Raw genomic sequence first — 26,291 nt, forward strand, 5'->3', positions numbered from 1 at the left:
ATTTTCTATCACTCAACCAAAACGGCCGCTGATGTAATCCTCGGTCTCTTGACTGCGTGGGCGCTCAAAGAGCGTGGTGGTTGGTGCATATTCGATTAATTTCCCACTCAAGAAAAAACCTGTAAAGTGTGAGACACGCGCTGCCTGCTGCATGTTGTGTGTCACTATGATGATAGTATACTCTTTGACGAGTTCTGTGATCATCTCTTCAATTTTTAGCGTCGCGATCGGATCGAGTGCCGAACATGGCTCATCCATTAAAACCACGTCGGGTTTGACTGCCAGTGCTCGCGCAATACAGAGGCGCTGCTGTTGACCGCCCGAGAGCCCCATGGCACTGGTATGTAAGCGATCTTTGACTTCATCCCAGAGAGCCGCGCCTTTAAGACTATCCTCCACGCGCTCCTGAATATATTTTTTCGATTGACCCTGTACGCGTAGTCCGTATGCGACGTTGTCAAAGATGGATTTTGGAAATGGATTAGCTCGCTGGAAAACCATACCGATGCGCTGGCGCAAAAGCACCGGATCGGTCTTCTTGTCGTAGATATTTATGCCCTCAAAGATAGCCTGTCCTTCTGTACGCGTGCCAGGGATCAAATCATTCATACGGTTCAGCGTGCGCAAAAATGTCGATTTTCCGCAGCCGGACGGTCCTATCAGCGCGGTCACTTGCCGATCGCGTAAAGGTAGCGATATATCATATAATGCTTGCTTCGATCCATAAAAGAAATTGGCGTTTTGGACATCAATTTTGGGCTGAGATTGGATATTTAACGTCTGTGTTGGGTCAAAATGTCCCATGTGCTCGGATTTCTCCTCAGAGAGTTTATTGAGAGCGGATATATCGGTATCCTGAGCATAATCTTTCTCTGGCTGTGGTAGTGTCTGTGAATGATGTGACTCCATCATATCTCCTTAACGCGATGCGCTTTGCTGATGATGATTGTTATGGCAAGTCTGTCGCTGTCCGAAAAATTTATGTATGAGTCAATTCATATCACTCTATAATTAACGTTGCTTTATGAATATGTTAACAGAATGTTAAATACTATCTAAAGGGATAGGTGCTGTGCAGCCAGATAACTTGATTTTGCTGCTCTTCATGTTGCTGCAGATGCCCAATGAGGTTGGATGATTGGCTCAAGTTTGTTCTCCATTTTGCTGGATCAGCTTGTGGCGTTGAGCCAATCTGAGGTGTCTGAATATATTTATAGTTAGTCGTTGGTAGATGCCTCAAGTGCCTCGACACTCTGGGTTGCTTCGTCTTGATCGGCTTCTGTATCCGTCGCCGCTTGAGGTGCGATCGGCGTGGCCGACAAATGCTCAACAGGTGGATGGGCGTCGGGACGATCCTCGTAGTTGGAGGCTCCATTGCTCGACAGGATGTTCTTTACTTCGTCTTCTCGTCCATCTGGACGAATCGATACCACGACTCCGCCAGACTGATAGGCTGCGTCATAGTAGCTGGCCTGTTCCTGTGGCACACCCAGGTTGGTGAGATCGGCCTGCAGGTCTGGTGTGGCATTGCTGGAGCTGCTGATCGCGACTCCTACTTGATCGTAACGAAAGCCAGCACTACGGATAGCATCTACAGCGTGTTTGGCCTGTATCTCATTTTGGAAAATGCCAACGACAATGGGTGTCTGATATATTGCCATCGCTCAATACCCTTTCAAACTAACCATCCTGAAACATCTTTCGCCACTTTATAGAATATAGCAACGTGTATCTTGATATTTCAGGAAATCCTCCCAGAATACGCATACTCATCTGTTCGACACTTTTTACTACGTTTGATGAGGAAAAATAGATACAAAAAATGGAATAGAGGCCCGTTTGGATATGAGGAGTGTACATATTATTGCCTTCTTATCAAGAGCCTGCAATGCGGGCCAAATCTGACCGCTTTTCATGAGATACTCTCAAGAGAGAATTTGACGTTGCAAGCAGATAAAAGGAGATTTCCATTGATGGGACAGCCTTCAGCGCTAGGAGGAGCGACGACTGACAAACTTCGGGTGATGCTCGAAATCGGCCCAAAAGGCAAGCGTGTGGTGGCAGTGGCACCGGATTGGCCCGGTCTCGAGCGTGGTGCGAAGACCGAGGAGGCCGCAATTGCACGGTTACAATCCTATCTTCCACGCTATGCCCAGGTGGCGAAGCTAGCTGGGATGAGTGCAGCGTTTGCAGCTCTCACCACAGTTGATATAGTCGAGCACTATCCAGGTGTGGGCTCAACCGACTTCTGGGGCATTTCATTCGCGTTCTCAAGCATCGATAGGCAAGATATGTCAAGCACAGAATTGGAACGTGAACTGACCCTGATGCAGGCATGCTGGGCGTTTTTCGATGTTGTACATCCGCGTGTATCGGCGGAGCTACGGAAGGGTCCGCGCGGGGGCGGGCGGGATCGGGACCGCATTGTCAGGCATACATTGGGCACGGAGCAGGACTGGGCTACGAAGCTTGGGGTGCATACTCCTGAAGGCATACTGCTGACCGACGAGGGCCTGAGTGCGTATCGCGACGCCTATTGTACTGCCATTCGGGAGTTCCATGCCCAGGGCAAAGCGGCTCGCACCTGGCCGCTACGATATCTGATTCGGCATACTGCCTATCACACGCTGGATCACGCGTGGGAAATGGAAGACAAGGACCTGACAACAGCCAACCGCACGTGAGTAGGGGAGGTCTCATGCGAGTGATTGGATATCATGCCTCATTGGGGATTGTGACCAGAGATGGATGGTTTTTTTGCTGGCTGAGACAAGTCGCCGACTATCTGGTGACCAGGCGAGGGTGCGTATCCAGGAGGTGTGTTGATTGGAGACTGAGGCGATGGGCTGTCCGTTGTGAGCGGACCAGATATGTAGTGTATGGTCGTTGCCTCCGGTGGCGATATATGCTCCGCTTGGCGACCAGCTCATGGCTTTGATTGGCTGGGTGTGCCGGCTATAGATGTATTTAAGCTGACCTGTTGTGGCATCCCAGACGTGAGCTCGGCCTTCGTGTCCTGCGGAGGCGATGCTCGTGCCATCGGGCGACCAGCAAACGCTATAAACAGGTGCGCTGTGTCCGTCGTACTGGAGTTGTAGTTGACCTGTGTGTGGGTCCCAGATCTGCACTTTGCTATCAAAGCTACCCGAGGCGATGCGTGCTCCCTGTGGTGACCAGGGTGCGGCAAAGATGCGATATTGATTGCTATGTTTGTAGTGGATCTGGCCGGTGAATGGATTCCAGATTTGGGTACTACTGTCGCCGTATTCTGCCCCCGATGCTAATAGGAGTCCATCAGGAGACCAGGAGACACTACGTACGAAGCGTACATGACCTCGATAGTCAGTTATCACTTCGCCTGTCTGGACGGCCCAGATATAGACGATACCGCTGGTACAGCCGGTGGCCAGATATTTTCCATCAGGAGACCAGGCAAGCGCCAGGATACAGGTGGGATGCCGACGAAAGGTGAGAAGTGTCTGCCCGGTCACTGGATTCCAGATCTGGACAGTGGTATCTCGTCCGCCGGAGGCGATCAGTGAGCCATCAGGAGACCAGGCAAGCGCAAAGACGTTGTCGCTATGGCCTGCGTAGACTTTACCGTTGTCTCCCTGTGGGCTCGTGTTGTCCTCTTCCATCTCTGCTGGCGTCCTTTGGTGTGCTCTGGGGCCTGCGGTCAGTGTTCTTTTGGTCCTTCGGTGAGCAGGTTGATAGCGTGAGGTAGGACATCGATGATGTATGTCAGGCATTCTTCGACCGCTTTGGGGCTGCCTGGCAGGTTGATGATAAGCGTACTTCCTCGGACGCCTGCGAGTCCACGTGAAAGCATAGCCATCGGCGTATATTGCAAACTGTTTGAGCGTAGTGCTTCAGCAATTCCTGGAGCCTCACGTTCAATCACTGCTCGGGTGGCTTCGGGCGTGACATCGCGTGGTGCCAATCCCGTGCCGCCAGTTGTCAGGATGAGGTTGAGGCGCTGATGATCACTCCAGTCGAGGAGCGTCGCTATGATCTGCTCTTTTTCGTCTGGAATGATGGTCTGGGCGCTGATCTGGGCATCCGGCAGGAGAGTGATGAGCTGGCGCATGCGCTCACCGCTCACGTCTTGCCGTGTGCCATGAGCTGCGCCATCACTGATCGTAATAATTCCTACTGTTATCATAGTCCTACCTTGTGGCCAATTCGCGCATCAACGCGCCGACCTGGCGACGTGCTCCATAGATCCAGACGGTGTATTCATCGGGCAGATCTTCGACCTCGATGCAACATCCCATCTCGCTCGCCAGCTTACGTGCGATATCATGAAACTGTCCGCGCTCTGCCTCATTGCGACTCTGCGTATTCAAGGCCAGGCGTCCCAGGCGATCTTCCTGCGACAATACAGCGTTCATCAGTTCGCCGAGCTGCTCAATGCCAAAGATGACTTTGAGTGGAGGCATATTCTGGGCTTCGTTTGTTGAGAGAGAAACGACTTGTCCACCATTGTTTCCACTGGTTTCTCCCACTTGATCGTCTTGCTGCTCCCGGATCTTCGTCGCATCCAGATAGACATCGCGTAACTTCTCAAGGATCATCAGGCGTGCATCCTCGGGAGCGTCTGCTCGTGGATGTACATAGGCAAGCACATTATACGCGGGATCTGAATAGACAAATGGCATTGAGATGGTTGCTCTTCTGTTACAGATGGGACAGGTGGCAACGTTGATTAATCCGGCCAGCACAACGTAACGCAGATGGGGTTCATCGGCGACGTTGACGTATTCGTAGGCCTGACCGTTAAAGACCTGTCCGCAGGGACAGGTGAATGTGTGTGTTGTCGAACGTGACATATGGCTTATTCTTCGCTTAATTTCTAGTGAACTGTGTTTCTGGATGAATATCTATTCGTATGAGATCGATACTCTATCAAGTATAACATATATTTGTGCTGGATTTAAAAGCGATGTCCCTGTGACTCGTATGAGACAGCACGATCTCGGTGCACCACGCAGGCGAGCCTGATCGTACGTGGAGTGGGACATCGTGCCAGAGGGCACGACGCTACGGTGTCCTTGCTGCTAGCGACGCCTGTTTTTGCTGAGCGATTTGGTTGAGTAGGTGAATTGGACTCCTTGATGTTCCATGAAAGCCTGGAAGTGTCCATAGAATGCGGCGCGGTCTTGCATGGTGATGACGGAAACGGCATCAGCAGTCTCGATGGCGTAGGGATAGCCGTTGCCGGCAATAATCTCGGCGCGTACGACATCCAATACCGGTTCGAGGATACCATCCTCAAGCATCCAGCGTGGAAACTCCAGGCGCGTCGGCGGACGCGTGGCCGTGGTCTGGAGATAGCTGAAGGCGACGCTGTTATGATACGGTCCGTAGCTTTCGAGCACATCGTTGCGAGCGCAGATCATGGCTGGAGTGCGGTCTCCCCAGCGCAGATGTCCTCTCCAGAGCAAGGCGTCATGAATCTTCTTGGTATCCTGGAGGACTGGCCTGGGTAAGTTAGCATCCAGGCGTCTGAGCATAGTGATGGTATCGCGAGCGTAACTCGTGTCGATGTAGCCGATCAATGGGACACGCAGCTCCTCTGAGGTCTTGAGTAGCGAGACGGCGGCGTCGATGTAGCGCTGCCGGTAGGGATTGGGCATGGTGAGCGCAAAGGAGACAACAAGTGAGCCGTCAAAGAAGACCATTGGGCTGTGCAGCGGATCGTCGGTGCGTCGAGCCGCAGCATGTTGCTGCATCAGATTGCAGATGGTTTCCACTTCCAGCAGGTAGCGGCGCTGTGTCACCTGCATTTCGGAGTAGGGATAGCTATCAGGATCATCTAGCTCATTGCCATTCTCCTCCATCAGCTCTTCGGGTGTGAGCACTTCTATGCGGACGTCTTTGGTGTAGGTCTGTCCGCGTGCGTGAGGATTGACAAAGAAGCCAACCTGTACTAATCCAACGGGGATAGATGCGTCTCGCCAGGGCATGAGCTGGCTGCCATCGACTGCGATGGTGGTGATGCCCTCAATACACTCGGCCCACAGTCGTGATTGTTCGTGGCTGGAGAATTCTCGCCCAAAGGGAAAAACAGGACCATGATAGGTCTGCTCGGCTGCCGTGGTGAGCCAGTGATCGAATTCCATGGTCGGACGCGCACCGGCTGGCGGCATTCCAGGATCATCGGGTGGCAGCACGCTGTCGAGTTGGCTGCTGGATGCATAGGTCTTATGTAGTCCTTCGAGCGCCTGCTGATACATGGTTATCTGATCATGAAAGGTGCTGTCAAAGAGCGAGAATTGTCCTTGCTTGGCATTGAGTGCGGCTTGCAGTTTGCCTTTATGCAGCATGTTCTCTCCTCCGTCTAATTGGTTGGCTGGAGTTGGGGCTGATGATCCTGCCCATCATTGTGCCAGACGCCTCCAAAATTGGATTGTGGGAGCATTCCATCATCGTCGAGCACGCGTGTCTCGCCGTTGACCTTGTTGAGGCGGACAAGACTATCTAATCCTTGTTCGAAGGTGTCGTCGTGGCTGATCACGATCAATTGATCGAAGCCACGGACACGACGAATCTGCTCGGCAAGATTCATACGTCGTAGCTCATCCATATTTTGTGTTGGCTCATCGAAAAAGGCGATATTGAGCGTCGAGAGCTTCTTGAGGAGCGCCAGACGGACGGCGAGGGCCGCACTCATCTGTTCGCCACCGCTCAATTGCGCAAACGTGCGATCAACTCCTTGCTGGCGCAGAATGATTTCGTAGTCGTTGCGCCAGGACAACTGCGCTCGACGATCTCCCATAACCTCTCCAAAGATGCGATTGGCTTCTGCTGAAATATCTGCCAGCATCGCTTTTAATACGTGAGGAGCGGCATCTTTAATCATCTCGCGGAACTGCTTGGTCATCTTATACAGATCGTCGAGCGTCTGATGCTCCACTTCAGCCGCTGCTAGCTCTACGCGTAAAGCTTCGGCGACCGCGATTTTCTGCTCCAGTTCAGCTATCTCGCGCTGCAGCTCTTTGATGTTTCCTCCCAGCTCTATCAGCTCTGTGCGCAGCCTCTCGATCTTGATGCGTAACTCGTCCAACTCATGCTGCTGGAAGGAGGCTTGCGCCTCGTTAAATGCAAGCTGGATCACCTGCAAGTGTTGCGTAGCATTCAGTGTGTCCTGTTGCTGTTGCTGGAAAGCTTTTTCCCTGTCTGGGAGCGTCTGCGCTGCGTTCTGATGATTTAAGTAACGGCGATATCCCGCCTCGCTTTGCTGTACACGTATCTCCTGATAAGCGATGTCTTTATCAAGCGAGGTATAGATCGCGAGTTGCGCTTCCATGGCCTGCAGTTGCATTTCGATTTCGTGTAGACGTGCCAACTCGCTCTGTAACTGCTGCTGATATTGCGCTTCTCTGGCGATTGTCTCTTGCTTGGCTCTGCTTTCTGAACGAGGATCATTGAGCGCGTGCAGTTCGCTGGTGAACTGTTCGAGCCTGGCACCGCTGTTTTGTAGTGGAGCCGCTTCCTGTCGCAGCGTCTGAATTTCAAGCTCAGATTGCGCTATCTGTTTTTGTAGCTGCTCGCTGTGGCGATAGAGGCCATCGAGTTCGCGCACACGTGTATCGGCCTGTCGGCTCTCTTGCAGATCCTTCTCGGCCTGCTTGAGCTGGGAAACGACCTGATCAATCACGCTAATCTCTTGCTGAAGCGTCTGCTGATCCAGCTCTAAGCGTGTAATCTCTTGCTCCAGTCTCTGGGAAGCCTCAAGGAGGCTGTCGCGTTTGTCGATGTAGAGTGCGCTTCGATCCAGGGCCTCAGCATACTTCTTGATCTGATCTTTGCGGGTTGCAATTTTTTCCTGTTCAGCCGTGATAACTGCAATACTTTGCTTTTCTTTGGTCAGCAGATTTTCAAAATAGGCTTCCAGGCTGACGATCCCGTGCTGGCGGATGTTCAGGCAGCTTTCATTCAGGAGTGGACATTGTCCTCCAGCCGATTGCGCCCGCGATAGCGTGTAGCCTTCAATGTTTCCTTGCAGGTGATGTTTCTGTCCTATGAGCTGTTGCAGTTTTTCTTCTATCACAGGCATCTCTTCGGCCTCGTGACGATGCTCTTCTATCACCTTGAGATTATTTTCTGCTCGGCGCAGTTTATCGGCGAGCGGTTCTCTCTCGGCCAGCTTTTCTTTGAGACGGACCTCCTTCTCTTGGAGTTGGCGCTGTTTTTCCTTGCGTGTGCTGCTCTGGATGCGTAAATCATTGAAGGCTTCGGTGCGCGTCTCCAGCAGTTGTGCAACGGGTACGAGTGGCTCGATAGCTGTGATTTTTAGCTGCGTTTGCGCTTGCTCTTTCTGTAAGTTGCTGATTGTCTCGCCGAGCCGTTTGCCGGACGTGTAGATATCTTCATAGCGCTGCTTCTGATGCCTGGCTTCGTCGCGCAGCCGCTCTAGCTCACTTTGGTGATCCACCAGAGGTGCCAGATCAGCGATACGTCGTCGAGCCGTTTCAACCTCCTCGAGCTGGCCCTGATAGGTTTTGATGCGCTCATCACTCTGAATTCGCGTGTGGTGGAGGCTATTTTGCGTTTGACGTAAAGCATCACGCTGCTGGATCTCCTGACGCAGTTGGCGAAGCGCTGCGGTTGCCTGCTCGTTGAGTTGATAGTCATCGAAACTTTCTGTGACAACTCTTTGCGCCTCTAGTGCCTCTTGATGGGCGGCGCTGCGTTCGCGCAGGAGCGATTGTGCGTAGTTATGGCTGGATTGTGCCTGATCATATTGGACGCCTAGATCCCTGACGCGCTCGGCCTGCTGATCAAGCTTAACTTTGCGTACCTCGCTTTGGATGAGGTGTTCACCGAGTTGTATATTTCTGTCCTGCTGCTCTTGATTGTGCTGGAGCTTTTCCTTGAGCGTGTCATTCCACTCATCCAGATGCTGTGTTTTGTATTGTAGCAATTCGACGAGTCGCAACTGCTCTTGCATCTGATCTTTATAAACGCGTTGTGTCTCAAGCAGGTTATCGGCAGCAGTTTTGAAGTCCTCAATCTGGAGAAGCGCGTCGAAGGTCTGTTTGCGTTTGGAGGCTGTTTCAAGGAAGATAGAGGTGAAGGTTCCCTGAGGAACGCCGAGTGCGTCGCGGAAAAGAGCGTCGAGCGAACGTTCGCGCTCAATGCCGAAGAGATCATGGAGTTTATCCTGGACATCGGCACGCTGCTCCAGACGGATATCCGCTTCTTCATCATACACGATCCAGCGTGCGCCCGCGCCGCAGCGTCTCTCGACGGAATAGGGACGATCATCGCTGCCGACCAGATAAATCACAACCTTGCCGGTCTTCTCTCCCTCACGCACAAATTTATCATGATTATAGGGTAAGTAGCCGAAGAGCGCGAAGCCTACCGCCTCGACTAATGTCGTCTTTCCCGCCCCATTTGATCCACTGATCGCGGTGGTACCACGTCGAAAATCTACGCTAATCTGCCGATAACTTTTAATATTCTCTAACTCAATACGCGTGATGAGCATAATACAGTGGCCAGCCTTCCCTGCACGCAAATGCGAAATAATGATATGTACTTCAAACATTCTATTTCGAGATACCAAAAGTGGAAACTTCAGGGCATTATAACACGACCGGAAATCCCAATGTCGTCCAAGATATGTCCTCCCAAAGAGATCATGCCAAAGTAGCGTCGTGCCCTCAGGCACGATGTTCCAGTAGCTCGTACGAGACAGCAGGCTTGCGGTGAGCGACGCTGGCGTGCCTGATCGTACGTCAAGTGGGACATCGTGCCCGAGGGCACGACGCTACTTTAAATGGGTTCCTCCTCGGAGGTTGTTGTTGTGGTTACGGGTTGATTGTCCTGTGGGACCTCCTCTTTTTCGGGCTCGTCGTCGCTTGATGTTTCTGCGACGGTTTCAGGGAGGGTGTGCAGGTTTTCGGTAATCGCCTTTGGTTCGAGGGGATGTTCGGGTTTTTCTGGTTGTGGGATGCCATATGTGGCGGCTACCTCTCCGTCTGGGACTGGTTTCGAGTTGCGCAAGACCCAGTATGTCAGGGGGAGGAGCAGGATAAAGACGATGATTGATGTCCATTGGGCCTGCTTCAGGCCCGGGTTGAGGCCGAGGAAGCTGACAATGTCGTTGGCGCGTGTAAAGAAGATTAAGAACTGTGAGATGGCGTAGCTGAACAGGTAGATGAGCATTAAGATGCCTGGCCGTCTGAGTCTATAGGATAGGTAGAGCATGGTGCTCAATACGATCAGGTTGATGATGAGCTCATATCCTGCGGCGGGCTGGACCGGGACATTACACGTTCCGGCTGCCAGATTCAAGCAGGCCCAACTGTTGGGGTTCACATAAACGGTTGACCATGGCAGGGTGCTTGGATATCCAATGATGTCGCCGTTAATCAGGTTGCCGATACGCCCAAAGATCTGTCCGGCGGCGGCAAATAGCACTCCAGCGTCGATCAACACAAGTGGGTTGACGTGTTCACGCCTCGCTCGCCAGATGAGTGTGGGGATGACGAGGAAGATGGCTCCATAAAAGGCCATGCCTCCCTCCCATGTTGCCAGGATATGCTGCGGCTGGAGAAGATAGCCGCTGACAAAGTCGGGCTGCTGGATCACAAAATAAAGACGTCCGCCAAGTAAGCCTGCGACAATACACCACCAGAGCACACGATAGACCATATCCTGATCGATGCCTTTGCGCGTTGTGTATCCTTTGATGATCCATAGGCCCATCATGATGCCGACAACATACATTAAGCCATACCAACGAACTGCCAGTGGTCCCAGGTGGACAAGCACCGGATCAATATCGATATAGAGATAAGGCGGCCCAATGTGTAGCCAGCCTCCGCCGCTCAACAAAGCGGCGAATGGAAGATTATTCATGTGTAACTCCAAATATAAAAACTTCTTTAGCGCTTAAACTGTATGATAGTATGCATTGCTTAGACATGCAAGCCTGAGACTTGCTCATGTTTTTGCGCCCTGATGACAATTGTAGCTGGAAAGGTGTCATGGGGCAAATGACCCATCGACGAATTATCCCTTTCTTGATAAGATAGCCTCTACTGGTTCTATTTTCTTTTGAGCACTTTATTTGAGTATCCAGGCCAGTGAATAGCATCTAAGAAAGGCAAATAGGCGATGACTGTCGTAGATCATGGAGATGATACGTCCTCTTTCTCAGAGGACTCTGAGCCTCGAGCGACAAAATTACATTGGGGACGCATCATCTCGATCAGTGTTTTCTGGTTTGCTCTGAATTTCCATTGGGCGGCCATCGGCACTATTATCTTACCAAGTCAGGTTTTCAAGCTCGTGGGACCATTGCATCAGGGTGAGGCCTTAGCCACGATCCTGGTGCCCGGAGCCTTTGTGGCCTTACTTACGAATCCTCTCTGGGGTATGGTGAGCGATAGGACGCGTGGTCGTCTGGCACGTTGGGGACGTCGGCGTCCATATATTTTTATTGGCACACTTATCAATGTGGCTGGTCTGGTCTGGATGGCTTTCGCTCCAGATATTTTTTCACTTGTGCTCGCCTATATGGTGATTCAACTCTCCAGTAACATGGCTCAGGCTCCTTTCCATGCTCTGCTGCCTGATCTGGTTCCAACAGAGCAACGTGGTACGGCCTCCGGTATCATGGGATTTCTGTTGATTGCTGGCAATGTGGGTGGCGTATTGTCTGCTGGCCTGTTGGTCGATGCTTCCAAGCCCCTGGCACAGTATCAGAGGGATCTCTGGCTGATCTATGCAATTATCATTATTGTGCTCGTTGCCTTTATGCTTATCACCATCCTCGTCGTACACGAGCATCCTGCTGAAGAGAGAGAACTGCCTGATCGCTCGGATCAGAAGGGTTGGCGGCCAGATTGGCTGACGCGTTCCCTAGTTGTAACGGTGGTTGGTACTCTGGTGGCGGCCCTGATTGTCTGGGGCCTGACGCAACTCTGGAACTTTTTCCGCCCTGGAGGTTTCCAGATTAGCAACGATGTGATACAGGTTCTGATCGAGTTGGTGGCAACGGTTGGCATCCTCCGCTTGTTCGATTTTCACCCCCGGCGCAATCCAGATTTTGCCTGGGTCCTCTTTACACGCTTGCTCATGATGATGGGCATCTACACGATTCAGACATTCTTGCAATATTATATGCGCGATGTCGTCAAGGTCGCGCATCCCGAGGTCCAGACCAGTAATTTTTCGATTGTCGTTGCGGTGACGAGTCTGGTCAGTGCCGTAGTTGTTGGCTGGCTCTCTGATCGTTATGGGCGTAAGCGTATGGTCTATTTCTCAGGTGGCTTTATGGCGGTCGTGGGAGTAGTTTTTGTTATCTCCCACTCTTTAACAGTTGTGCTGATCTCTGGAGCCGTCTTTGGACTGGGTTATGGAGCCTATCAGAGCGTGGACTGGGCTCTCGTGGCGGATGTCTTGCCTTCACGTCTGAATTATGCTCGCGATATGGGTGTCTGGAACATCTCTCTCTCGGTCCCTCAGATCGTCGCGCCGGTACTCGGAGGTCCATTGCTGGATACCTTTGCCCAGCACGGTCAAACAGTACTTGGCTATCAAGTGCTTTTTATGATGGCCATTATCTATTGCGTGCTGGGTACCGTTACCGTACGCTATATCCGCCTCAAAAAGTAGCGTCGTACGCTCGCGTACGATGTTCCACTCGACGTACGAAACATCCGATCTCGCATGCGGCGCTGGGGAACAATATCGTACGAGTTACTGGAACATCGTACGCGAGTGTACGACGCTACTTTAGGCGTGGACGGCTTCTTCGAGGAGGTTGTGAATGCTGTTGAGAGGGGCTCCTGTGGCTCTTTTTTGCAGCATCATGATCTCGGCGGCGATGCTTAGGGCGATTTCGTCGGGTGTTTCTGCTCCTAGATCCAGCCCGATGGGGGCGTGGACCTGCTTGAGGCGTTCGCTGGAAAACCCTTCATTCATGAGCTCGCGGAAGATCCGTTTGACTTTGCTGGGGCTGCCGATCATACCGATATAGCCGGCTTTGCTTTCCAGGGCGGTGCGCAGTGCTTCTTTGTCCAGATTATGTCCACGGGTGACAATCACGATCCAGGAGACATCATCGGGCTCAAGCGTGCGTAGCGTTTGGGGGATGTCGCCAAAGGTGAGTTGGATCTGCGAGTTGAAGGCTTGCGGATCGGCCAGGTCGCGTCGATCGTCTACGACGATAATGCGGAAGTCGAGCGTGGAGACCAGACGCGAGAGCGCCTGCGCAACATAACCCGCGCCTGCTATAATCAAGCGCTGCTCCGGTCGTAACAGCTCAAAGAAAACTTCGAGTGTTGCTCCGCAACTTCCTACGGCTTCGCCTTGATCGGCGTCTAAATGGATATGGGTCGTCGTTGGATGTCCTTCACGTACCACCTTGAGCGCTTCCTGTACCACCTTACTATCCGTGTCAGGACCAGCAAAGCTGCCATGCATCGTGCCATCCAGATGAATGAGGGCCTTACTTCCGATTGGACAGGGGGCAGCCCCCATCGTTTTGATCACTGTGGCAATGATGACCTTTTCTCCATGTGCCAATGCTGTCTGCATCTCATTATAAATGCCAATGGTACTCATAGTTGTCCCTTTGTCTAGCAGCGGATGCTCAATCATTGAGTATGGTTATGCTCTAGATTATACATTACTTTGGCGTGCTTTGGTGTTTTCTCATGGATATTTATCAACATTGCCTCCTTGCTTTTTTGTTTCCTACCACTTTCTGCTACCCAAAAAAGAATGTTCTTGTGTATGACACTTTATGATACAACTTGATGCTTGACAAAACATGTCTCAAGTTCTAAAATAGTAGAACATAAATTCTAAAAGGAGCTAAAAGGAGCCGTAACATGATTGATCAAACTAAGAGGCCGGTTCAGGAAGAGCAGCCATTAAGTCGTGTGTTTAACCCCAATGAGCATCTAATACAGATTCGTAGTGGCCAAACTTCAAAAGATTACCTGCCGGTTCAATGGCGGCTCGTTTGGTTCCGCTCAATCTTTCCGCAAGGCGAGATCGAGACACAGATGCTCCAGTTGGATCTGGATCGCGACACTGAAGAAGAGGCTTTCGTTTGGAACAACGAACGTCGCCGTAGCGAGAAAGTCATCAAACAGGCCAAGGGCTTTTGCGTATTTCATGCAGTAGTCAAAGACGGTGTTGGTGGCATGGCGACGGGGACAAAGTCGGAGAAGGCAGCCAGCTTTCCAGATTTCATCGAAAAGGCTGAGACTGGTGCGATTGGTCGTGCTCTGGCAGCCCTCGGTTATGGCACGCAATTTACCGGCGACGAGTGGGAAGAAGCCCATCGTATTGTCGATGCTCCGGTCGATCGCCAGACGAATGGGAATGGCTCGAATGGCGCAGGCTCAAGTGCTACCTTTACGCCACTTCGACCTGCTTCCTCAACTACCAATGGATCGAACGGTTCGAATAATGGATCAAATGGCAACGGTCATAGTGGCCCGAACGCTACCGCGCATCGTCCCGCCGCCACTGATGCTCCAGTGACCGCTACCGAGCAGCAGCTGTCGGGGATTCGCAAGCTCTGTGACCATCTGGGCAAGCCGGCCCCCGAGGATAATGCCAATCTCAGTTTCGTCGACGCCAGTAAGTTACTTCAACAGTTGACCGCAGAATATAGGGAGTCGAAACAGCAAAATAAGGCTTCCTGAAGGAAAAGTACCATGAGCCCGGCTGAGCTAGAACATTCTCGTCAATCTATGCAGCAGCGATGGTACGAGTTGGTACAGGCAGAACAACGCGGCGTGTCGTCACAGGAGCTCGAACGTATGTATGATCTTTATCTACATGCGGTCGAGAAGTACAATCGCAGTGCGGAAGCCTATCAGCTTCATCATCGGGAGCCAGAAGCAGGGATGTCAGGAAGCTCGCAAGAACAATCCTCTTCTACGAGGACAGATGCCTCCAGGCGGGGAGGACGTAAACGTAAAGCATCATAAGTAGGACACCGTAGCGTCGTACCCTTGGGTACGATGTCCCACTCGACGTACGATCAAGCACGCCAGCGGGGTGCACCGAGAGCCTGCTGGCTCGTACGAGTTGCTGGGACATCGCACGCGAGCGTGCGACGCTACGGTGTCCTCGCTTCGCTCGACGGGAGCACACACTCAATCTTCGCCCCAGCGCGATGATTGGTAGGGGCGTTGTGGTGTTTTGGGGGGTGGGTTGAGATGTTCATTGAGTCGTTGCAGCAGGCGTGGAACCCATTGAGACAGATACTGTTGTGCTTCTCCAGACGATTGTTTGCCTCCATAGCGTTCCTGGACATAGGCATCCGTCAGCGTGGTAAGGATTGCTCGGTCGGATGGAATATCCGCAGCCTGCGTCTGGGGCGGGAGTTTTATTTCTGCCATGGTCAGCAGGCGTCTCTGATATTCAACCGGAGTTTCGTTATAGTGGCGCTCGATCTGCTCACCTTTTTCTGCCATCGCTTGCAAGAGGGATCGATACTGTATCTGAACGGAGTTAGAGGCCAGAACGTCGATCGGTTCCGCTTGATGATTTCTTTGGCGTTCGCGACGACGGTCCCGCCGGATTTGTAGGGCATCGAGCCCCTCTCGTACTTCTTCCTCTTCCGCGAGCGTCTCTTCCAGTGGATCTTTCTGGCGGCTCTTGATAAACCAGGCAATGCCAAAGATGGCAATGATAACACAGGCTATCAGGATGATTTGCAGGATAGGTGAGCTCTTGCCGAGCGCAGGCTGTGCCTCTGGTGGCTTTATGACTGGGATCGGAGGCTTTTTGAATGCTTGTATGGCGGGAAATAAGTAAGCTACCAGATCCAGTAGCAGCACATAGAAAAAGAATACTCCATAGGTGATCCATCCCAGGACGGTGAATATGATTTGAAGGATCAGTCCAATCAGCCACCATACTGGACTGAGTAGGACAATCAGAGCCGCTACTGGAAGGAGCTCCGAGGCGATGCTGAGCACAACGAGCAGTATCCAGGCGGCACTCAGGGCTATGATCCATGTATTGGTTCCTGCTTGACGTGTCGTCTGATGCTGGCGCTCCTGCTCCTTTTTAATGGCTGCGATACGCGTGAGTGAGAGTGCCAGAAAGCCGGCCAGAAAAAAGATCGGTAGGTTACTTAGCAGCTCATCTGCAACGGTATTGGCATGTGTGAAACCATCGAGTAGCGAGAAACATATGACCACAAGTAATATCCCAAACCCAACCTTGAACCAGAGGATCAGCTGGCTTTCATCGAGTCCTGCTTGTACACGCCGCACGCCACGTTGCCAGCCCCAGACAATAACTATGGTCGCGAGGATGGGTGTGATACCATCATCCAGCACGAATAGGTGTGTCAGTCCAAATGCTAGTAATGCCAACGCTATCCCCAGGATGTCATGCTTGCTGATTGAGATACGGGTGGAAGCGTCGTCCTCGATACCGCGTTGTGTACGTCTGGATTTTCCCCATAAAGCCCACCAGTTGAAAAAAAGTAGGATAAAGAGAATACTGCCAGCATCCATATTATCGGTGGTCATGAAAAAGTGTGATAGCAGCAGTTGTAGCCCAAGCAGAATTGGCTGTGTCTCCATCAACGCTGCGGCGACAGGGAGCGCAATCAGCTCAATCCAGTTGGAGGCTATGCGAGCTGGTACCGATCTCTCCATGTGTTTCGTCTTCGACGGTCTGAATAAGTTCATGCCATTTCTCCTTTCCGCCGATATGATAGCTTGGGATGCCTGCTGTATCCGGTTGTGACTTCTCTGGGGCCAGATCACCTGCTAACACGATATTGACCGCGTTGCCACGCCTGCGGTGCATATAGAGTCCCTCAATGGTGTTCTCGCTTAGCGTATTGATCGGGCTGACAGCTATGATAGTTGTTCCCGGCTGAAACATGTCGTTTTCTAGCTCAATGAGCCGCTCAATTGGTGTATTGTAGGTGGGCAGCATGGTTGCGAGTAACGTTAAAATCTGTTCATATTGCGTATAGTCGCGAGCGAAAGGAAGGCTGACTCCCGGCGGTGAGATGGTCGTGCTGGCAGATTTATCAGTGCCGATATTATCCTTCTCTTGATCAGTGCCAACCATGACGCTCAGAGGATGGTTCGCCGTGATGGTTGAACAATTGGCGAGTATACCAACCATATATCCCTCGTCGAGTCCCCAGGTAGCCAGAGAGGCTGTGATCGAGATACAAAACTCCTGTAGTTCTTCGTCCATGCCGTTTTTTTCATTGGTCCAGGTCCAGGTATCAAGCAGAATGAGCAGACGACGCTCAGTTGTTGACTCATAAATCTTGCTGCGTAACGCTCCACTGCGCGCCGTGGCCTTCCAGTCGATGCGGCGTGGATCGTCTCCGAGCTGATATTCACGGTTGCCCGCAAACCAGAGTGGATCTTCGAGCAGGTGACGCGCTCCTACAGTGTCTCCCATCGGAAAGACACCTGGGAGTCCAAAACTTTCGAGCGGCGCGATCAGCGGATAGACTAATAATGTCTCGTAGGCAGGCAGCCGGATGTCGTGCTCAAGCCAGCCGAGAGGATCACTGCTGTGCAGGTGAATAGGTCCAAAGAGGTGAAAGCCTCGTGCGTGACAGTGCATGTGGTAGCGCCGTGTGACGCGTTGATAGGACCAGAGTAACCAGGTGCTGATTAAGGTATCCCGTTGTGTGGTCTTGAATCTGTTCGCCTCTACCTGTGATACAGTCAACGGCGGCGAAATAGTATCCTCGATCTGTAAGCCAGGCAAGGGAAGCAGCTTACGATTCTCGATCGTAATCGAGAGCGTCACCTGCTCTCCAAAGAAGAGATGCTGATGATCGATCTGCTGACGTATAGAGAGATGCTTTAAGGCGAAACGAAACCAGAGTTCTGGTATAAGCCCTATCATACCTGTGAATGTAGCGGCCAGCATCAAGAAAGGTTGCCTGGTGAGAGCGCTCAACAGCAAGAGCGCCAGTGCCAGATAATACCAGGGACGTCTCTTTTTGAGTAACAGATAATGCTCGTCATTGAAGGTTGGATCTGTTCTCATGTCTGTTACCTTGTCGCTGATGGTGGAACAAGTCTCTCAACTGGAACTGGGGTTGCCTGGATGATCTCAGCGATAATGTCGAGCGTCCGCTTACCACGCATCCGATTACGGCTGGTGGTTAGCAAGCGATGTCCCAGGACAAATGGTGCTAAATATTTAATGTCGTCCGGCTGCACAAAATCTCTGCCCTGGATAGCGGCATATGCTTCACAGGCTCGATAGAGGGCCAGCGTTCCGCGTGGACTGACTCCCAACTGGATCGCGTCGTGATGGCGGGTCGCACGCACGATTGCCAGGAGATAACGCTCGGTTTCTGGTTGCCACTGGACCTGCCGGATGACGTTTTGTAGCTCAACGAATTCTGCGGCGCTCACGACAGGCTCCAACGTGTCAAATGGCTCGGCCTGTTTGAAGCGATGTAGGATTGCTTGCTCTTCTTCTTCTTCGGGATAGCCCATCTGTACGCGCAACAAAAAGCGATCAAGTTGCGCCTCCGGGAGTGGGAAGGTACCTTCAAGCTCGACCGGATTCTGGGTTGCCAGGACAAGAAATGGTCGTGGCAGGAGTTTGCTTTCTCGCTCGACTGTGACCTGATGCTCTGCCATGGCTTCTAATAATGCTGATTGGGTGCGCGGGGTGGTGCGGTTAATCTCGTCGACCAGCAGGATCTGCGCAAAGAGCGGACCCTCGCGAAAGATAAATTCGTTCTGCTTTTGATCGAAGTAGCTCACGCCAATGATGTCGGTGGGCAGCAGATCAGGAGTCCCTTGCACGCGCTGAAAGGTTGCTCCCAGTGAACGCGCCAGCGATTTTGCCAGCACGGTCTTGCCCGTACCAGGCACATCTTCTAGCAACACATGCCCATCGCTGAGCAAGGCAACGAGCAAAAGATCGATAACATCAAGTTTGCCGATGATGACGCGTCCGACATTGGCGCGAATATGTTCCGCATACTGCTGAACCCTGGCAAACTGCGGAACATTGGATGCATTTCCCATATAATTACAAAACTCCAGTCAATCTCTATGCATATCTTGTTGCCCCCTTACTATATCACCATCGTCCACTACTACTCTTTTCTCTGAGTATGAAGGGTGCGCAGAGCTTTCAGGTAGGCCGTCGTGTCATCTTGCAACTCGCGCAGCTGGGCGTTGCGATATGGATTGACGGTAGGTTGATCGTGTTCATCACTCGTGTTCGTGGTTGGTAAGCGCAGCAGCTTCTGGATGCTTCGCAGGGTTTGCATGCGTAAGCTTCTGCTGGCGAGATAGGCCCAGAATAGCATAATGAGGCACCAGGATATGAGAAGATAGTATAACCTGTGATTGAATAGTTGGTAGCTGATTAATCCCAGCACGACTGTGTCGAGGGCAAAAAGAATCTGCTTGCCGATGGGGATCAGGCGCGTGGAGGATAATGGTGCTTTTTTTACTCTGCTATATGGTTGTCTGGGCACTGTTTGCACCATCGATTGGCGCAGCTTGCTTATTTGTGATTGCTCGATCTCGTGCTCGGTCGAATGTGTAGATTGAAAAAGTTTATCTGTATGTACTGGTTTTTGCTGCATAAAATTATCCATCATCGGGTGATAGGCTGGTTGATCTACATGGGCGGAAATGCCGAGGATGGCTTTGATTTGTTGACCCTTCAGGCGAAGATCGCTAACTCTATGGAGTGATCTTTTTAAATGCATGTGAGAACAATCCCCTCTACTACATCTCCTCAATAATACTTTTATTGTTCTCTATTATTATACCTATTTATAGGGGATGATGCAAGAATCACACTCTTCTCAGTGATTGCATTGTTCATAGATGTCTGAATGTATCATAAAAAATGCTCCTTAAACCTGAGATGTGTGCTATCTGTACTCCTACTATGCGGTTGTCTTATAAATCTACAGGCGCAGCAACATTTCATATTGTGAGAAGAACTCTGTGAAACCAATCTCCCTGTAACGTGGGATGAATGGACTCTCCTCAGGCTCATTGAAGATATGGATTTTTGTTGCATCTCCAACCATTGAGCCAAGTAGGCCTGCAAATGCGCTATTGGTCAGTTCTGGCTGGAGATGAATAGTACGTATGCGGATAACGTCGTCTTTACGATTGGTGATGAAGGTGTTCGTCTGACCATCAGGACCTGCTACGGCAAGCATCTCGGAGTGTTGGGTAAGGATGCTGGGTAGCTCAAAGCCCCAATACGGTTGTACCTTGTTCTTTTCTTCTGAGTTTAAAAGGTCGACGAGTGCGATCTGTTTTGGTGTCGGTGTCGATGTTGGTGTGTTGATCGGGGGAAGCGCATGCGTGGCGATCTCCAAACCCAAAAGACGGCGTTGTTTGACAAAGCCTACTCTTTCGTAGGTTTTGATCGCTTTGGTATTCTGGCTGAGTACTTCTAGTTGGAGTTGGGTGAGTCCACTCGTTCGTGCGACCTGTACCATTTGCGTGGCGAGCAATTTGCTAACACCAAGGCCGCGAAATGCGGGCGCGATACCGAAGCCTCCACACCAGCCGTGTGTGCCACGTGATCCCATACGAGCCATGCCGACAAATTCGCCGTGCTCGTCGTGCATGATCACGCAGCGGGTAGCATCGATCTGATTGATACGCCAGAAATCAGCCACCTGCGTTGCTGTCATTTGGGAGGGGAGAAAATAGCCACTGAAGCTGCTGGTATGCATCTCAGCTAATTGTTGAAAGGAATGATTTACAGCATCGGAAAAATGGTATTCAGTCATGTTCCTTGCCTTTCAATGAGGGAGAAGGCGTGTCAGAAAAAGATCACCCCTCATGTTTGCCGGCGGGAATGAGGAGTGATTCTGTAATATATTCTGCGGCCCGGTTAGATGCCTTTGATGAATTCTGTAAGCGCGTCGGCAACCGCTGCTGGAGCATCAAAGAGCGAGAAGTGGCCAGCATCGGGCAGGATGACCAGTTGTGAGTTTGGGATGTCACGGTGCAGGCGATCGGCGTCTTTGACTGGATTCTGCTCATCTTTTCCGCCCCAGACGATCAGGGTCGGTTTGTTGAGGACGCGCAGGTCACTGGAAACCGCGTTGAGATAGTAGGGAACGAGATTGCGTATCTGCTGGAAGAGCAGTTCTTTGCCGTGCTCATTATTCCAGGGCTCGACATAATCCTTGATGACGTCGGCGAAGCCTTGCGCGTTTGTGGTAGCGGCAGGTAAGGTGGCGCGTAGGTCGCTGATCAGGTCATCCAGCTCGGTGTTCTGAGGAGCATCGAAGTCGCGGCGCTTCTCCATATCGGTCAGAGGCCAGTTGTCGGCAAAGGTGTGCAGGTAGCTGACTGAGTCGACGAGCACAAGCGCGGCAGTCTGTTGACGGATCAGGCGGGTGGCAAGCACCTGTGCTACACCTCCACCGAGTCCATGGCCCACAAGGATAATGTTGGTGAGTTTGAGGTCGCGAATGAGGTAGGATAAGACGTCGGCCTGCCCCCAGATGGAGGTATCGGCGGGCCAGGGGCGCTCAGATTGACCGAAGCCAAGCATATCAAAGGCATAGACGGCGCGATTGAGTCCTCCAATCTGCCCCATAATGCTTTCCCAGGTAAAGGCTCCGCCCAGAATATCATGTAGCAGAACAATGGCACCATCCGTACCGTACTCTGCTCCCTGGACCAGGTAGCTGATGTTATAGTGAACAGAACGTCCGGTACGTCGTTCGCGTGCGCTTGTACTCAGGACGTCAGATGTGTTGCTTGCCATAAACCCTCTCTTTAGTTGAGTTTAACTCGAGTGCAGATGTTGTCTGCATATCTCCTAATAATATAGCGCATCTGAAGCCCAGAGTACAGAGCAATTTTTATGCTTGTTTGTAGAGGCTAGGGACGTTGTAGAACGCGCCGAAGCCAGCATAGCGAGCTGTCTCGGCTCCCAGTTCATCTTCGATGACAAGCAGGCGATTGTATTTGGCGACGCGCTCACTGCGCGATGGTGCTCCAGTTTTGATCTGTCCGGCGTTGGTGGCGACGACGAGATCGGCGATGGTAGTATCCTCGGTTTCGCCGGAGCGGTGCGAGACGACGGCGGTGAATTGCGCTCGCTTGGCCATCTCGATCGAGTCCAATGTTTCGGACAGGCTACCGATCTGGTTGAGCTTGACAAGGATGGAGTTGGCCGATTGCTCACTGATGCCACGTTTCAAGCGCTCGGTATTGGTTACGAAGAGATCGTCTCCCACCAGCTGGATGCGATTGCCGATGCGCTTGTTCAGGAGAGACCATCCTTCCCAATCGTCCTCGGCCAGGCCGTCTTCGATACTGATCAGAGGATATTCACCAGCCCATTGCGCGTAGAGATCGATGAGTTCTGCGGAACTGAGTGTGCGACCTTCGCGGGCCAGGACATATTTTCCATTTTCAAACAGCTCGGTGGCGGCTGCGTCCATGCCCAGGAAGATGTCTTTGCCGGGCTTGTAACCTGCCGATTCGATGGCGGCGACCAGGAGCTCTAAGGCGGCACGATTTGTGGCTACAGCGGGAGCGAAGCCGCCTTCGTCGCCGACGTTCGTGTTTAGCTTTTTGTCGTGGAGTACTTTTTTCAGCGCGTGATAGACTTCGGCTCCCATGCGTAGTGCTTCATGGAACGATGAAGCTCCAACTGGCAGAACCATGTATTCCTGGAAGTCGGTGGAATCGTCTGCGTGCTTGCCGCCGTTGAGGATGTTCATCATCGGGACGGGGAGCGTGCGTGCAGAGACGCCTCCCAGATATCTATAGAGTGGCTGCTGATGCGCGGCTGCGGCTGCTTTGGCGACTGCGAGCGAGACTCCCAGGATCGCATTAGCACCCAGCTTGGCTTTATTCTCAGTACCGTCCAGAGCAATCATGACCTCATCGATCATGGCCTGATCTGTAGCATCCAAGCCAACCAGAGCATCTCCAATGGTATCCTGAACGTTGGCGACTGCTTTGAGTACACCTTTGCCACCATAGCGACTCTTGTCGCCATCGCGTAGCTCTACGGCCTCATGGGCTCCCGTTGATGCGCCGGATGGCACTGATGCCGTACCCTGGGCGCCGCCCATTAAAAGCACTTCCACTTGCACTGTTGGATTGCCACGCGAATCAAGAATTTCGCGTGCTGCGACGGCTTCTATCGTCGTAAGATCACTTGTATTGTATGGCATAAATAGAAACTCCTCTACGAAACCGTGTATGTGCATAATACGCATTGGTTGCGATGACGTTGATTGGTTATAGGGCACTGGTCCAGTATTTTTCGCGCAACTTTGCGGTGCTATTGTACATCTTGTCAGGCTCATGAGCAAGGGTAAAAAAGGACACATCAAGACGCAGAAAGATAGATACTATTATCCATGCTTTCTGCGTCTTGATGTGTCCCGTGGGGATTATCTATGCCTCTGCCTTGATCTGGTCCAGTGCATGAGCAATGAGATCGGTATGTTCTGGACGTCCGACCGTCAGGCGTACGAAGTTGCTCAAGTAGGGGTGATTAAAGAAACGCAACATCACGCCTCGCGCTTCGACCGCTTGCCGGATGCGTTCTAATTTAACCTCTTCTATATCCACTTCGGTCAATATAAAGTTGCCCTGTGATGGTAGGGGGTGAAGATATGGATGGCTTTCAAGCATTGTGAAGAGCCGCTCACGTTCTTCTACCAGCAGGCGCACTTTATCGAGCGTATAATCCAGGTGTTTGAGTGTTTCAATGGCAGCAATATGGCCCGCCAGATTTACCTCGAATGGACATTGAGCACGGCGCATGTAGGAAACGATCCATTCAGGAAAGATGCCGTAGCCGACGCGCAATCCTGCCAGACCAGCCCACTTGCTAAACGTGCGCATGACGATTAGATTGCGGTGATGTGGCACAAGATGGGCGAATCCCTGAGGTTGATCTGAGAACTCGACATACGCTTCGTCGACCATCACGATCCGTCCGGTATCCAGGAGTGCCAGGATATCCTGCTCGCTGACCGGATTGCCGGTAGGATTATTGGGCGAACACAATACGATCATCTTGGTTTCAGGCATGAGCGCTTTGATAATACCTTCGACATCGATCTCGTTATCGCTCAGGCGTGGGACCTCAAGCACGTAGGCGCCACAGAACGTCGTGATGAATGTGTATAGGGAAAAAGTCGGTGGACAACAAATAATATTGTCACCCACCGAGAGGAAGATGTGCCAGAGCAGATTGATGAGCTCATTGCTCCCATGGCTCACCACAATATGGCGTTGATCAACTCCGGTGTACACAGAGAGCGCCTGTTTGAGCTCTTGCGAGTCGGTATCGGGATAATGATTATAATTAGAATATTGGCCCAAAGCGGTCATCACCTGGGGCGCTGGTCCATATGGGCTTTCGTTGGCATTTAATTTAATGATTTGATTGACTGGTATTCCTGTACGTGCGCTGAATGATTCCTGCGACTCACCAGGTATATATTCAGCCATTCGGTCCAATTCTGGGCGCACGTGAACAGGACGAGGGGAATACGTATACATGGTTTGTCCTATTTTTTAGAGTCGGCGTCCACAAAAATTTGTGTCGGTCGACGAATGAGTGTGCTCCGAGGAGAAGTTCCTCCCGATGGGCTATTAAAGAGTGAACCACTGTTTTGGCCTCCAAACCTGCCATTTTGCTGAAGGTTTGGCTGCCCCATAGGTGTATCTGAAAGGCGTGCATTTGGTTGTTGTACCATATCTAAACCACGTCGTAACGTCATCATATCTCGCATAAAGCAGGCCACAGCAGATGCCGCAGACCCTTTCTCCTTAGACGTTTCATAGCGGCGAGAAGTTGCTTCACCAGCTGACTGCGCAGCTTCAGCCATAGGATCTGAAGTCTTTGCTGCATAGGCATCCTGGAAGATATCGTCCCAATTGCCGTAGCGTCCACGCAGTGGTTTCCAACCAAGCTGGCTATCGCTGATCGTTCGCCATTTTTCTTCCGTAAATTGGACCCAATCTTCTAACAGGCGATTTAAGGCAGCTACCTGTTGACGTAACTGTTCTTCTTCCTGTGAGGGGCGCTGTGGAAAGTTCTGTGGGAGCCCGTCAGTGCTCTGCGTGCTGACAAATTCGTTGTTAAAGGTGTTATTGCCAGCCGGTTGATAATTCATGGCTGGCTGACCATAGCCATTCGGTGCGAAATCCCCAGCTCCGGGAAAGAAACCAGAGCCGTTATATGGTTGCATGCCATCGCCGGGCATCTGTCCGCCTGGCATCCCAAGCATGGGCAATTCAGTACCAGCCGGGAGCTCTCCAATGACATGGATACCGTTGGCTCCGAGCAATGGGCTCATAATCGTCGTCCCATCCTGAAGCATAATGCTGTCGCTGAGGCCAGAGTTGCCACCGATGACAATCTCCTCATGACCGACGGCATCTAAGATACGCCAGGCAAGGTTGGGATGTTTTATTGACCACCAGATTCGGCGGCTCAGAAAGACGGCTGCGAATGTAAAATTTACGACCAGCCAGACAATACCACGCACCGCTAACCAATTGATGAGCGCAATAATGATAATGAGATACCAGGGGTTGTTCTGATTCGCCTCTTCAATGAATGTTAATACGGCTGCCACGGTGAGGCTGGGATCGCGCAACGGATTGATAAAATCCAGGATACGCTTAGGCCATTTCCTACCGGTCTTCTCTTCCAATGTGCGCTCCTCTCAATAGTCCCGCAGGTTAGATTACACATGTATTTCTCTCTGCATCTAGCAGGGCAATTCTAGCATGATGCCCCAGGTAACCGCAAAGTTTTGCTGTATTGATAGTAGTTATGGGTTATGCCTACAGGGTACCAAATAAATAGATACCAGTAAATAAGTATACCTCATAGAATTAGCGATAAATAAGCTGTATAAGCTCAGCAATATGCTTCCTGCCAGGCTACAGGCCGGCTCCAAAGCACTCTCTGCTAACAAAAACGAGTGCTTTGGCATGTCTTGATGCAAATGGGACTATTGTCTCACTCGCTTGTCGCAATTTAGCACTGTATGGAAGAGCAAAGCAATTATTTATGGGAGAAATACGTCTATGTTTATAGGGGTTGTAAATGGGAATGAATACTATGTACAAGTTATGGATTTGTGCGGCTGGTTTTTTGTTTATCTGGTAGCGCATGACGAGATAGATAAGTGCCTGGCATGCAGAACTTGTACTGAGAGTATCTACTATTTAAAACGCCGTCATGTTTACTGTGACTCGCCCTGTGTTGTGTGAGTGATGCGCATTGCCTGCGTGATAGCATTGGGAGGATCGCCTGACGAGGTA

The 26,291-nt window shown here is 51.5% G+C and carries 22 protein-coding genes; 4 read left to right on the forward strand and 18 right to left on the reverse strand.

The features are described from left to right. Positions 1–12: 12 nt before the first annotated feature. Positions 13–804, reverse strand: a complete 792-nt coding sequence (gene pstB / locus AC27N8_RS24335) for a phosphate ABC transporter ATP-binding protein PstB (protein WP_487074745.1) — start codon at positions 802–804, stop codon at positions 13–15. Between the two features lie 413 nt (positions 805–1,217). Beyond that, positions 1,218–1,661, reverse strand: coding sequence for a hypothetical protein (locus AC27N8_RS24340; RefSeq protein WP_487070237.1), 444 nt, complete (start codon positions 1,659–1,661; stop codon positions 1,218–1,220). Between the two features lie 312 nt (positions 1,662–1,973). On the opposite strand from AC27N8_RS24340, the gene AC27N8_RS24345 reads away from it, so the two are divergent. Then, positions 1,974–2,684, forward strand: coding sequence for a hypothetical protein (locus AC27N8_RS24345; protein WP_487070239.1), 711 nt, complete (start codon positions 1,974–1,976; stop codon positions 2,682–2,684). A gap of 12 nt (positions 2,685–2,696) precedes the next feature. On the opposite strand, the gene AC27N8_RS24350 is transcribed toward AC27N8_RS24345, so the two are convergent. From AC27N8_RS24350 to lgt, 6 genes are all read right to left on the reverse strand, one after another. Beyond that, on the reverse strand, positions 2,697–3,638 hold the full coding sequence (locus AC27N8_RS24350) for a WD40 repeat domain-containing protein (RefSeq protein ID WP_487070241.1): 942 nt from the start codon (positions 3,636–3,638) through the stop codon (positions 2,697–2,699). A 38-nt stretch (positions 3,639–3,676) separates the two neighbouring features. Next, a complete protein-coding gene (locus tag AC27N8_RS24355) occupies positions 3,677–4,162 on the reverse strand; it encodes a MogA/MoaB family molybdenum cofactor biosynthesis protein (RefSeq protein WP_487070243.1) in 486 nt (161 codons plus the stop codon). A gap of 4 nt (positions 4,163–4,166) precedes the next feature. Continuing rightward, positions 4,167–4,829 carry a CpXC domain-containing protein gene (locus tag AC27N8_RS24360; protein ID WP_487070245.1) on the reverse strand — a complete coding sequence of 221 codons (663 nt, stop codon included), beginning with the start codon at positions 4,827–4,829 and terminating at the stop codon, positions 4,167–4,169. A 228-nt stretch (positions 4,830–5,057) separates the two neighbouring features. Continuing rightward, positions 5,058–6,326 (reverse strand): DNA double-strand break repair nuclease NurA, encoded by a 1,269-nt coding sequence (locus tag AC27N8_RS24365; protein ID WP_487070247.1) that lies wholly within the window; start codon positions 6,324–6,326, stop codon positions 5,058–5,060. Positions 6,327–6,340: 14 nt separating this feature from the next. Continuing rightward, positions 6,341–9,496 (reverse strand): AAA family ATPase, encoded by a 3,156-nt coding sequence (locus AC27N8_RS24370; protein WP_487070249.1) that lies wholly within the window; start codon positions 9,494–9,496, stop codon positions 6,341–6,343. Positions 9,497–9,783: 287 nt separating this feature from the next. Further along, complete coding sequence (gene lgt, locus AC27N8_RS24375; RefSeq protein WP_487070251.1) at positions 9,784–10,872, reverse strand: prolipoprotein diacylglyceryl transferase; 1,089 nt, start codon at positions 10,870–10,872, stop codon at positions 9,784–9,786. 258 nt (positions 10,873–11,130) lie between these two features. Here lgt and AC27N8_RS24380 point away from each other — a divergent pair, with 258 nt between their 5' ends. Beyond that, positions 11,131–12,633 carry an MFS transporter gene (locus tag AC27N8_RS24380; RefSeq protein WP_487070253.1) on the forward strand — a complete coding sequence of 501 codons (1,503 nt, stop codon included), beginning with the start codon at positions 11,131–11,133 and terminating at the stop codon, positions 12,631–12,633. A 120-nt stretch (positions 12,634–12,753) separates the two neighbouring features. Here the strand turns inward: AC27N8_RS24380 and AC27N8_RS24385 are convergent, their stop codons facing one another. After that, positions 12,754–13,584: an XdhC family protein gene (locus tag AC27N8_RS24385; RefSeq protein WP_487070255.1), complete on the reverse strand. Its 831-nt coding sequence runs from the start codon at positions 13,582–13,584 to the stop codon at positions 12,754–12,756. A 269-nt stretch (positions 13,585–13,853) separates the two neighbouring features. On the opposite strand from AC27N8_RS24385, the gene AC27N8_RS24390 reads away from it, so the two are divergent. Together AC27N8_RS24390 and AC27N8_RS24395 are read left to right on the forward strand one after the other, a co-directional pair. Then, entirely contained in the window at positions 13,854–14,678 is an 825-nt protein-coding gene (locus AC27N8_RS24390) for a hypothetical protein (RefSeq protein WP_487070257.1), read from the forward strand. 12 nt (positions 14,679–14,690) lie between these two features. Further along, positions 14,691–14,966, forward strand: a complete 276-nt coding sequence (locus AC27N8_RS24395) for a hypothetical protein (RefSeq protein WP_487070259.1) — start codon at positions 14,691–14,693, stop codon at positions 14,964–14,966. A 168-nt stretch (positions 14,967–15,134) separates the two neighbouring features. On the opposite strand, the gene AC27N8_RS24400 is transcribed toward AC27N8_RS24395, so the two are convergent. The 9 genes from AC27N8_RS24400 to AC27N8_RS24440 form a co-directional block, all read right to left on the reverse strand. Beyond that, a complete protein-coding gene (locus tag AC27N8_RS24400; RefSeq protein WP_487070261.1) occupies positions 15,135–16,685 on the reverse strand; it encodes a DUF4129 domain-containing protein in 1,551 nt (516 codons plus the stop codon). Further along, positions 16,609–18,021, reverse strand: coding sequence for a DUF58 domain-containing protein (locus AC27N8_RS24405; RefSeq protein ID WP_487070263.1), 1,413 nt, complete (start codon positions 18,019–18,021; stop codon positions 16,609–16,611). Before AC27N8_RS24405 ends, AC27N8_RS24400 begins: the two co-directional genes overlap by 77 nt. A 5-nt stretch (positions 18,022–18,026) precedes the next feature. Beyond that, a complete protein-coding gene (locus AC27N8_RS24410; protein ID WP_487070265.1) occupies positions 18,027–19,019 on the reverse strand; it encodes an AAA family ATPase in 993 nt (330 codons plus the stop codon). 71 nt (positions 19,020–19,090) lie between these two features. Beyond that, the gene (locus AC27N8_RS24415; protein WP_487070267.1) at positions 19,091–19,714 is read right to left on the reverse strand and encodes a hypothetical protein; all 624 of its coding nucleotides are present in this window, start codon (positions 19,712–19,714) and stop codon (positions 19,091–19,093) included. A 204-nt stretch (positions 19,715–19,918) separates the two neighbouring features. Then, positions 19,919–20,761, reverse strand: coding sequence for a GNAT family N-acetyltransferase (locus AC27N8_RS24420; RefSeq protein ID WP_487070269.1), 843 nt, complete (start codon positions 20,759–20,761; stop codon positions 19,919–19,921). A 104-nt stretch (positions 20,762–20,865) separates the two neighbouring features. Then, positions 20,866–21,750, reverse strand: a complete 885-nt coding sequence (locus tag AC27N8_RS24425) for an alpha/beta fold hydrolase (protein WP_487070271.1) — start codon at positions 21,748–21,750, stop codon at positions 20,866–20,868. A gap of 97 nt (positions 21,751–21,847) precedes the next feature. After that, entirely contained in the window at positions 21,848–23,173 is a 1,326-nt protein-coding gene (gene eno, locus AC27N8_RS24430; RefSeq protein WP_487070273.1) for a phosphopyruvate hydratase, read from the reverse strand. A 226-nt stretch (positions 23,174–23,399) separates the two neighbouring features. Next, a complete protein-coding gene (gene hisC, locus AC27N8_RS24435; RefSeq protein WP_487070275.1) occupies positions 23,400–24,515 on the reverse strand; it encodes a histidinol-phosphate transaminase in 1,116 nt (371 codons plus the stop codon). Between the two features lie 8 nt (positions 24,516–24,523). Next, on the reverse strand, positions 24,524–25,675 hold the full coding sequence (locus AC27N8_RS24440) for a hypothetical protein (RefSeq protein WP_487070277.1): 1,152 nt from the start codon (positions 25,673–25,675) through the stop codon (positions 24,524–24,526). Between the last annotated feature and the right edge of the window lie 616 nt (positions 25,676–26,291).

The sequence above is a fragment of the Dictyobacter sp. Z7_2 genome, assembly GCF_057551105.1.

Excerpts from the sequence above, each read along its gene's own strand:
- AC27N8_RS24420 (WP_487070269.1), bottom strand. The coding sequence starts at position 20,761 with ATGACTGAATACCATTTTTCCGATGCTGTAAATCATTCCTTTCAACAA.
- AC27N8_RS24365 (WP_487070247.1), bottom strand. The coding sequence starts at position 6,326 with ATGCTGCATAAAGGCAAACTGCAAGCCGCACTCAATGCCAAGCAAGGA.
- AC27N8_RS24380 (WP_487070253.1), top strand. The coding sequence starts at position 11,131 with ATGACTGTCGTAGATCATGGAGATGATACGTCCTCTTTCTCAGAGGAC.
- AC27N8_RS24395 (WP_487070259.1), top strand. The coding sequence starts at position 14,691 with ATGAGCCCGGCTGAGCTAGAACATTCTCGTCAATCTATGCAGCAGCGA.
- AC27N8_RS24345 (WP_487070239.1), top strand. The coding sequence starts at position 1,974 with ATGGGACAGCCTTCAGCGCTAGGAGGAGCGACGACTGACAAACTTCGG.
- AC27N8_RS24340 (WP_487070237.1), bottom strand. The coding sequence starts at position 1,661 with ATGGCAATATATCAGACACCCATTGTCGTTGGCATTTTCCAAAATGAG.
- lgt (WP_487070251.1), bottom strand. The coding sequence starts at position 10,872 with ATGAATAATCTTCCATTCGCCGCTTTGTTGAGCGGCGGAGGCTGGCTA.
- AC27N8_RS24400 (WP_487070261.1), bottom strand. The coding sequence starts at position 16,685 with ATGAACTTATTCAGACCGTCGAAGACGAAACACATGGAGAGATCGGTA.
- AC27N8_RS24425 (WP_487070271.1), bottom strand. The coding sequence starts at position 21,750 with ATGGCAAGCAACACATCTGACGTCCTGAGTACAAGCGCACGCGAACGA.
- AC27N8_RS24385 (WP_487070255.1), bottom strand. The coding sequence starts at position 13,584 with ATGAGTACCATTGGCATTTATAATGAGATGCAGACAGCATTGGCACAT.
- AC27N8_RS24360 (WP_487070245.1), bottom strand. The coding sequence starts at position 4,829 with ATGTCACGTTCGACAACACACACATTCACCTGTCCCTGCGGACAGGTC.
- AC27N8_RS24390 (WP_487070257.1), top strand. The coding sequence starts at position 13,854 with ATGATTGATCAAACTAAGAGGCCGGTTCAGGAAGAGCAGCCATTAAGT.
- AC27N8_RS24415 (WP_487070267.1), bottom strand. The coding sequence starts at position 19,714 with ATGCATTTAAAAAGATCACTCCATAGAGTTAGCGATCTTCGCCTGAAG.
- AC27N8_RS24405 (WP_487070263.1), bottom strand. The coding sequence starts at position 18,021 with ATGAGAACAGATCCAACCTTCAATGACGAGCATTATCTGTTACTCAAA.
- AC27N8_RS24355 (WP_487070243.1), bottom strand. The coding sequence starts at position 4,162 with ATGATAACAGTAGGAATTATTACGATCAGTGATGGCGCAGCTCATGGC.
- eno (WP_487070273.1), bottom strand. The coding sequence starts at position 23,173 with ATGCCATACAATACAAGTGATCTTACGACGATAGAAGCCGTCGCAGCA.
- AC27N8_RS24350 (WP_487070241.1), bottom strand. The coding sequence starts at position 3,638 with ATGGAAGAGGACAACACGAGCCCACAGGGAGACAACGGTAAAGTCTAC.
- AC27N8_RS24370 (WP_487070249.1), bottom strand. The coding sequence starts at position 9,496 with ATGCTCATCACGCGTATTGAGTTAGAGAATATTAAAAGTTATCGGCAG.
- hisC (WP_487070275.1), bottom strand. The coding sequence starts at position 24,515 with ATGTATACGTATTCCCCTCGTCCTGTTCACGTGCGCCCAGAATTGGAC.
- AC27N8_RS24410 (WP_487070265.1), bottom strand. The coding sequence starts at position 19,019 with ATGGGAAATGCATCCAATGTTCCGCAGTTTGCCAGGGTTCAGCAGTAT.
- pstB (WP_487074745.1), bottom strand. The coding sequence starts at position 804 with ATGGGACATTTTGACCCAACACAGACGTTAAATATCCAATCTCAGCCC.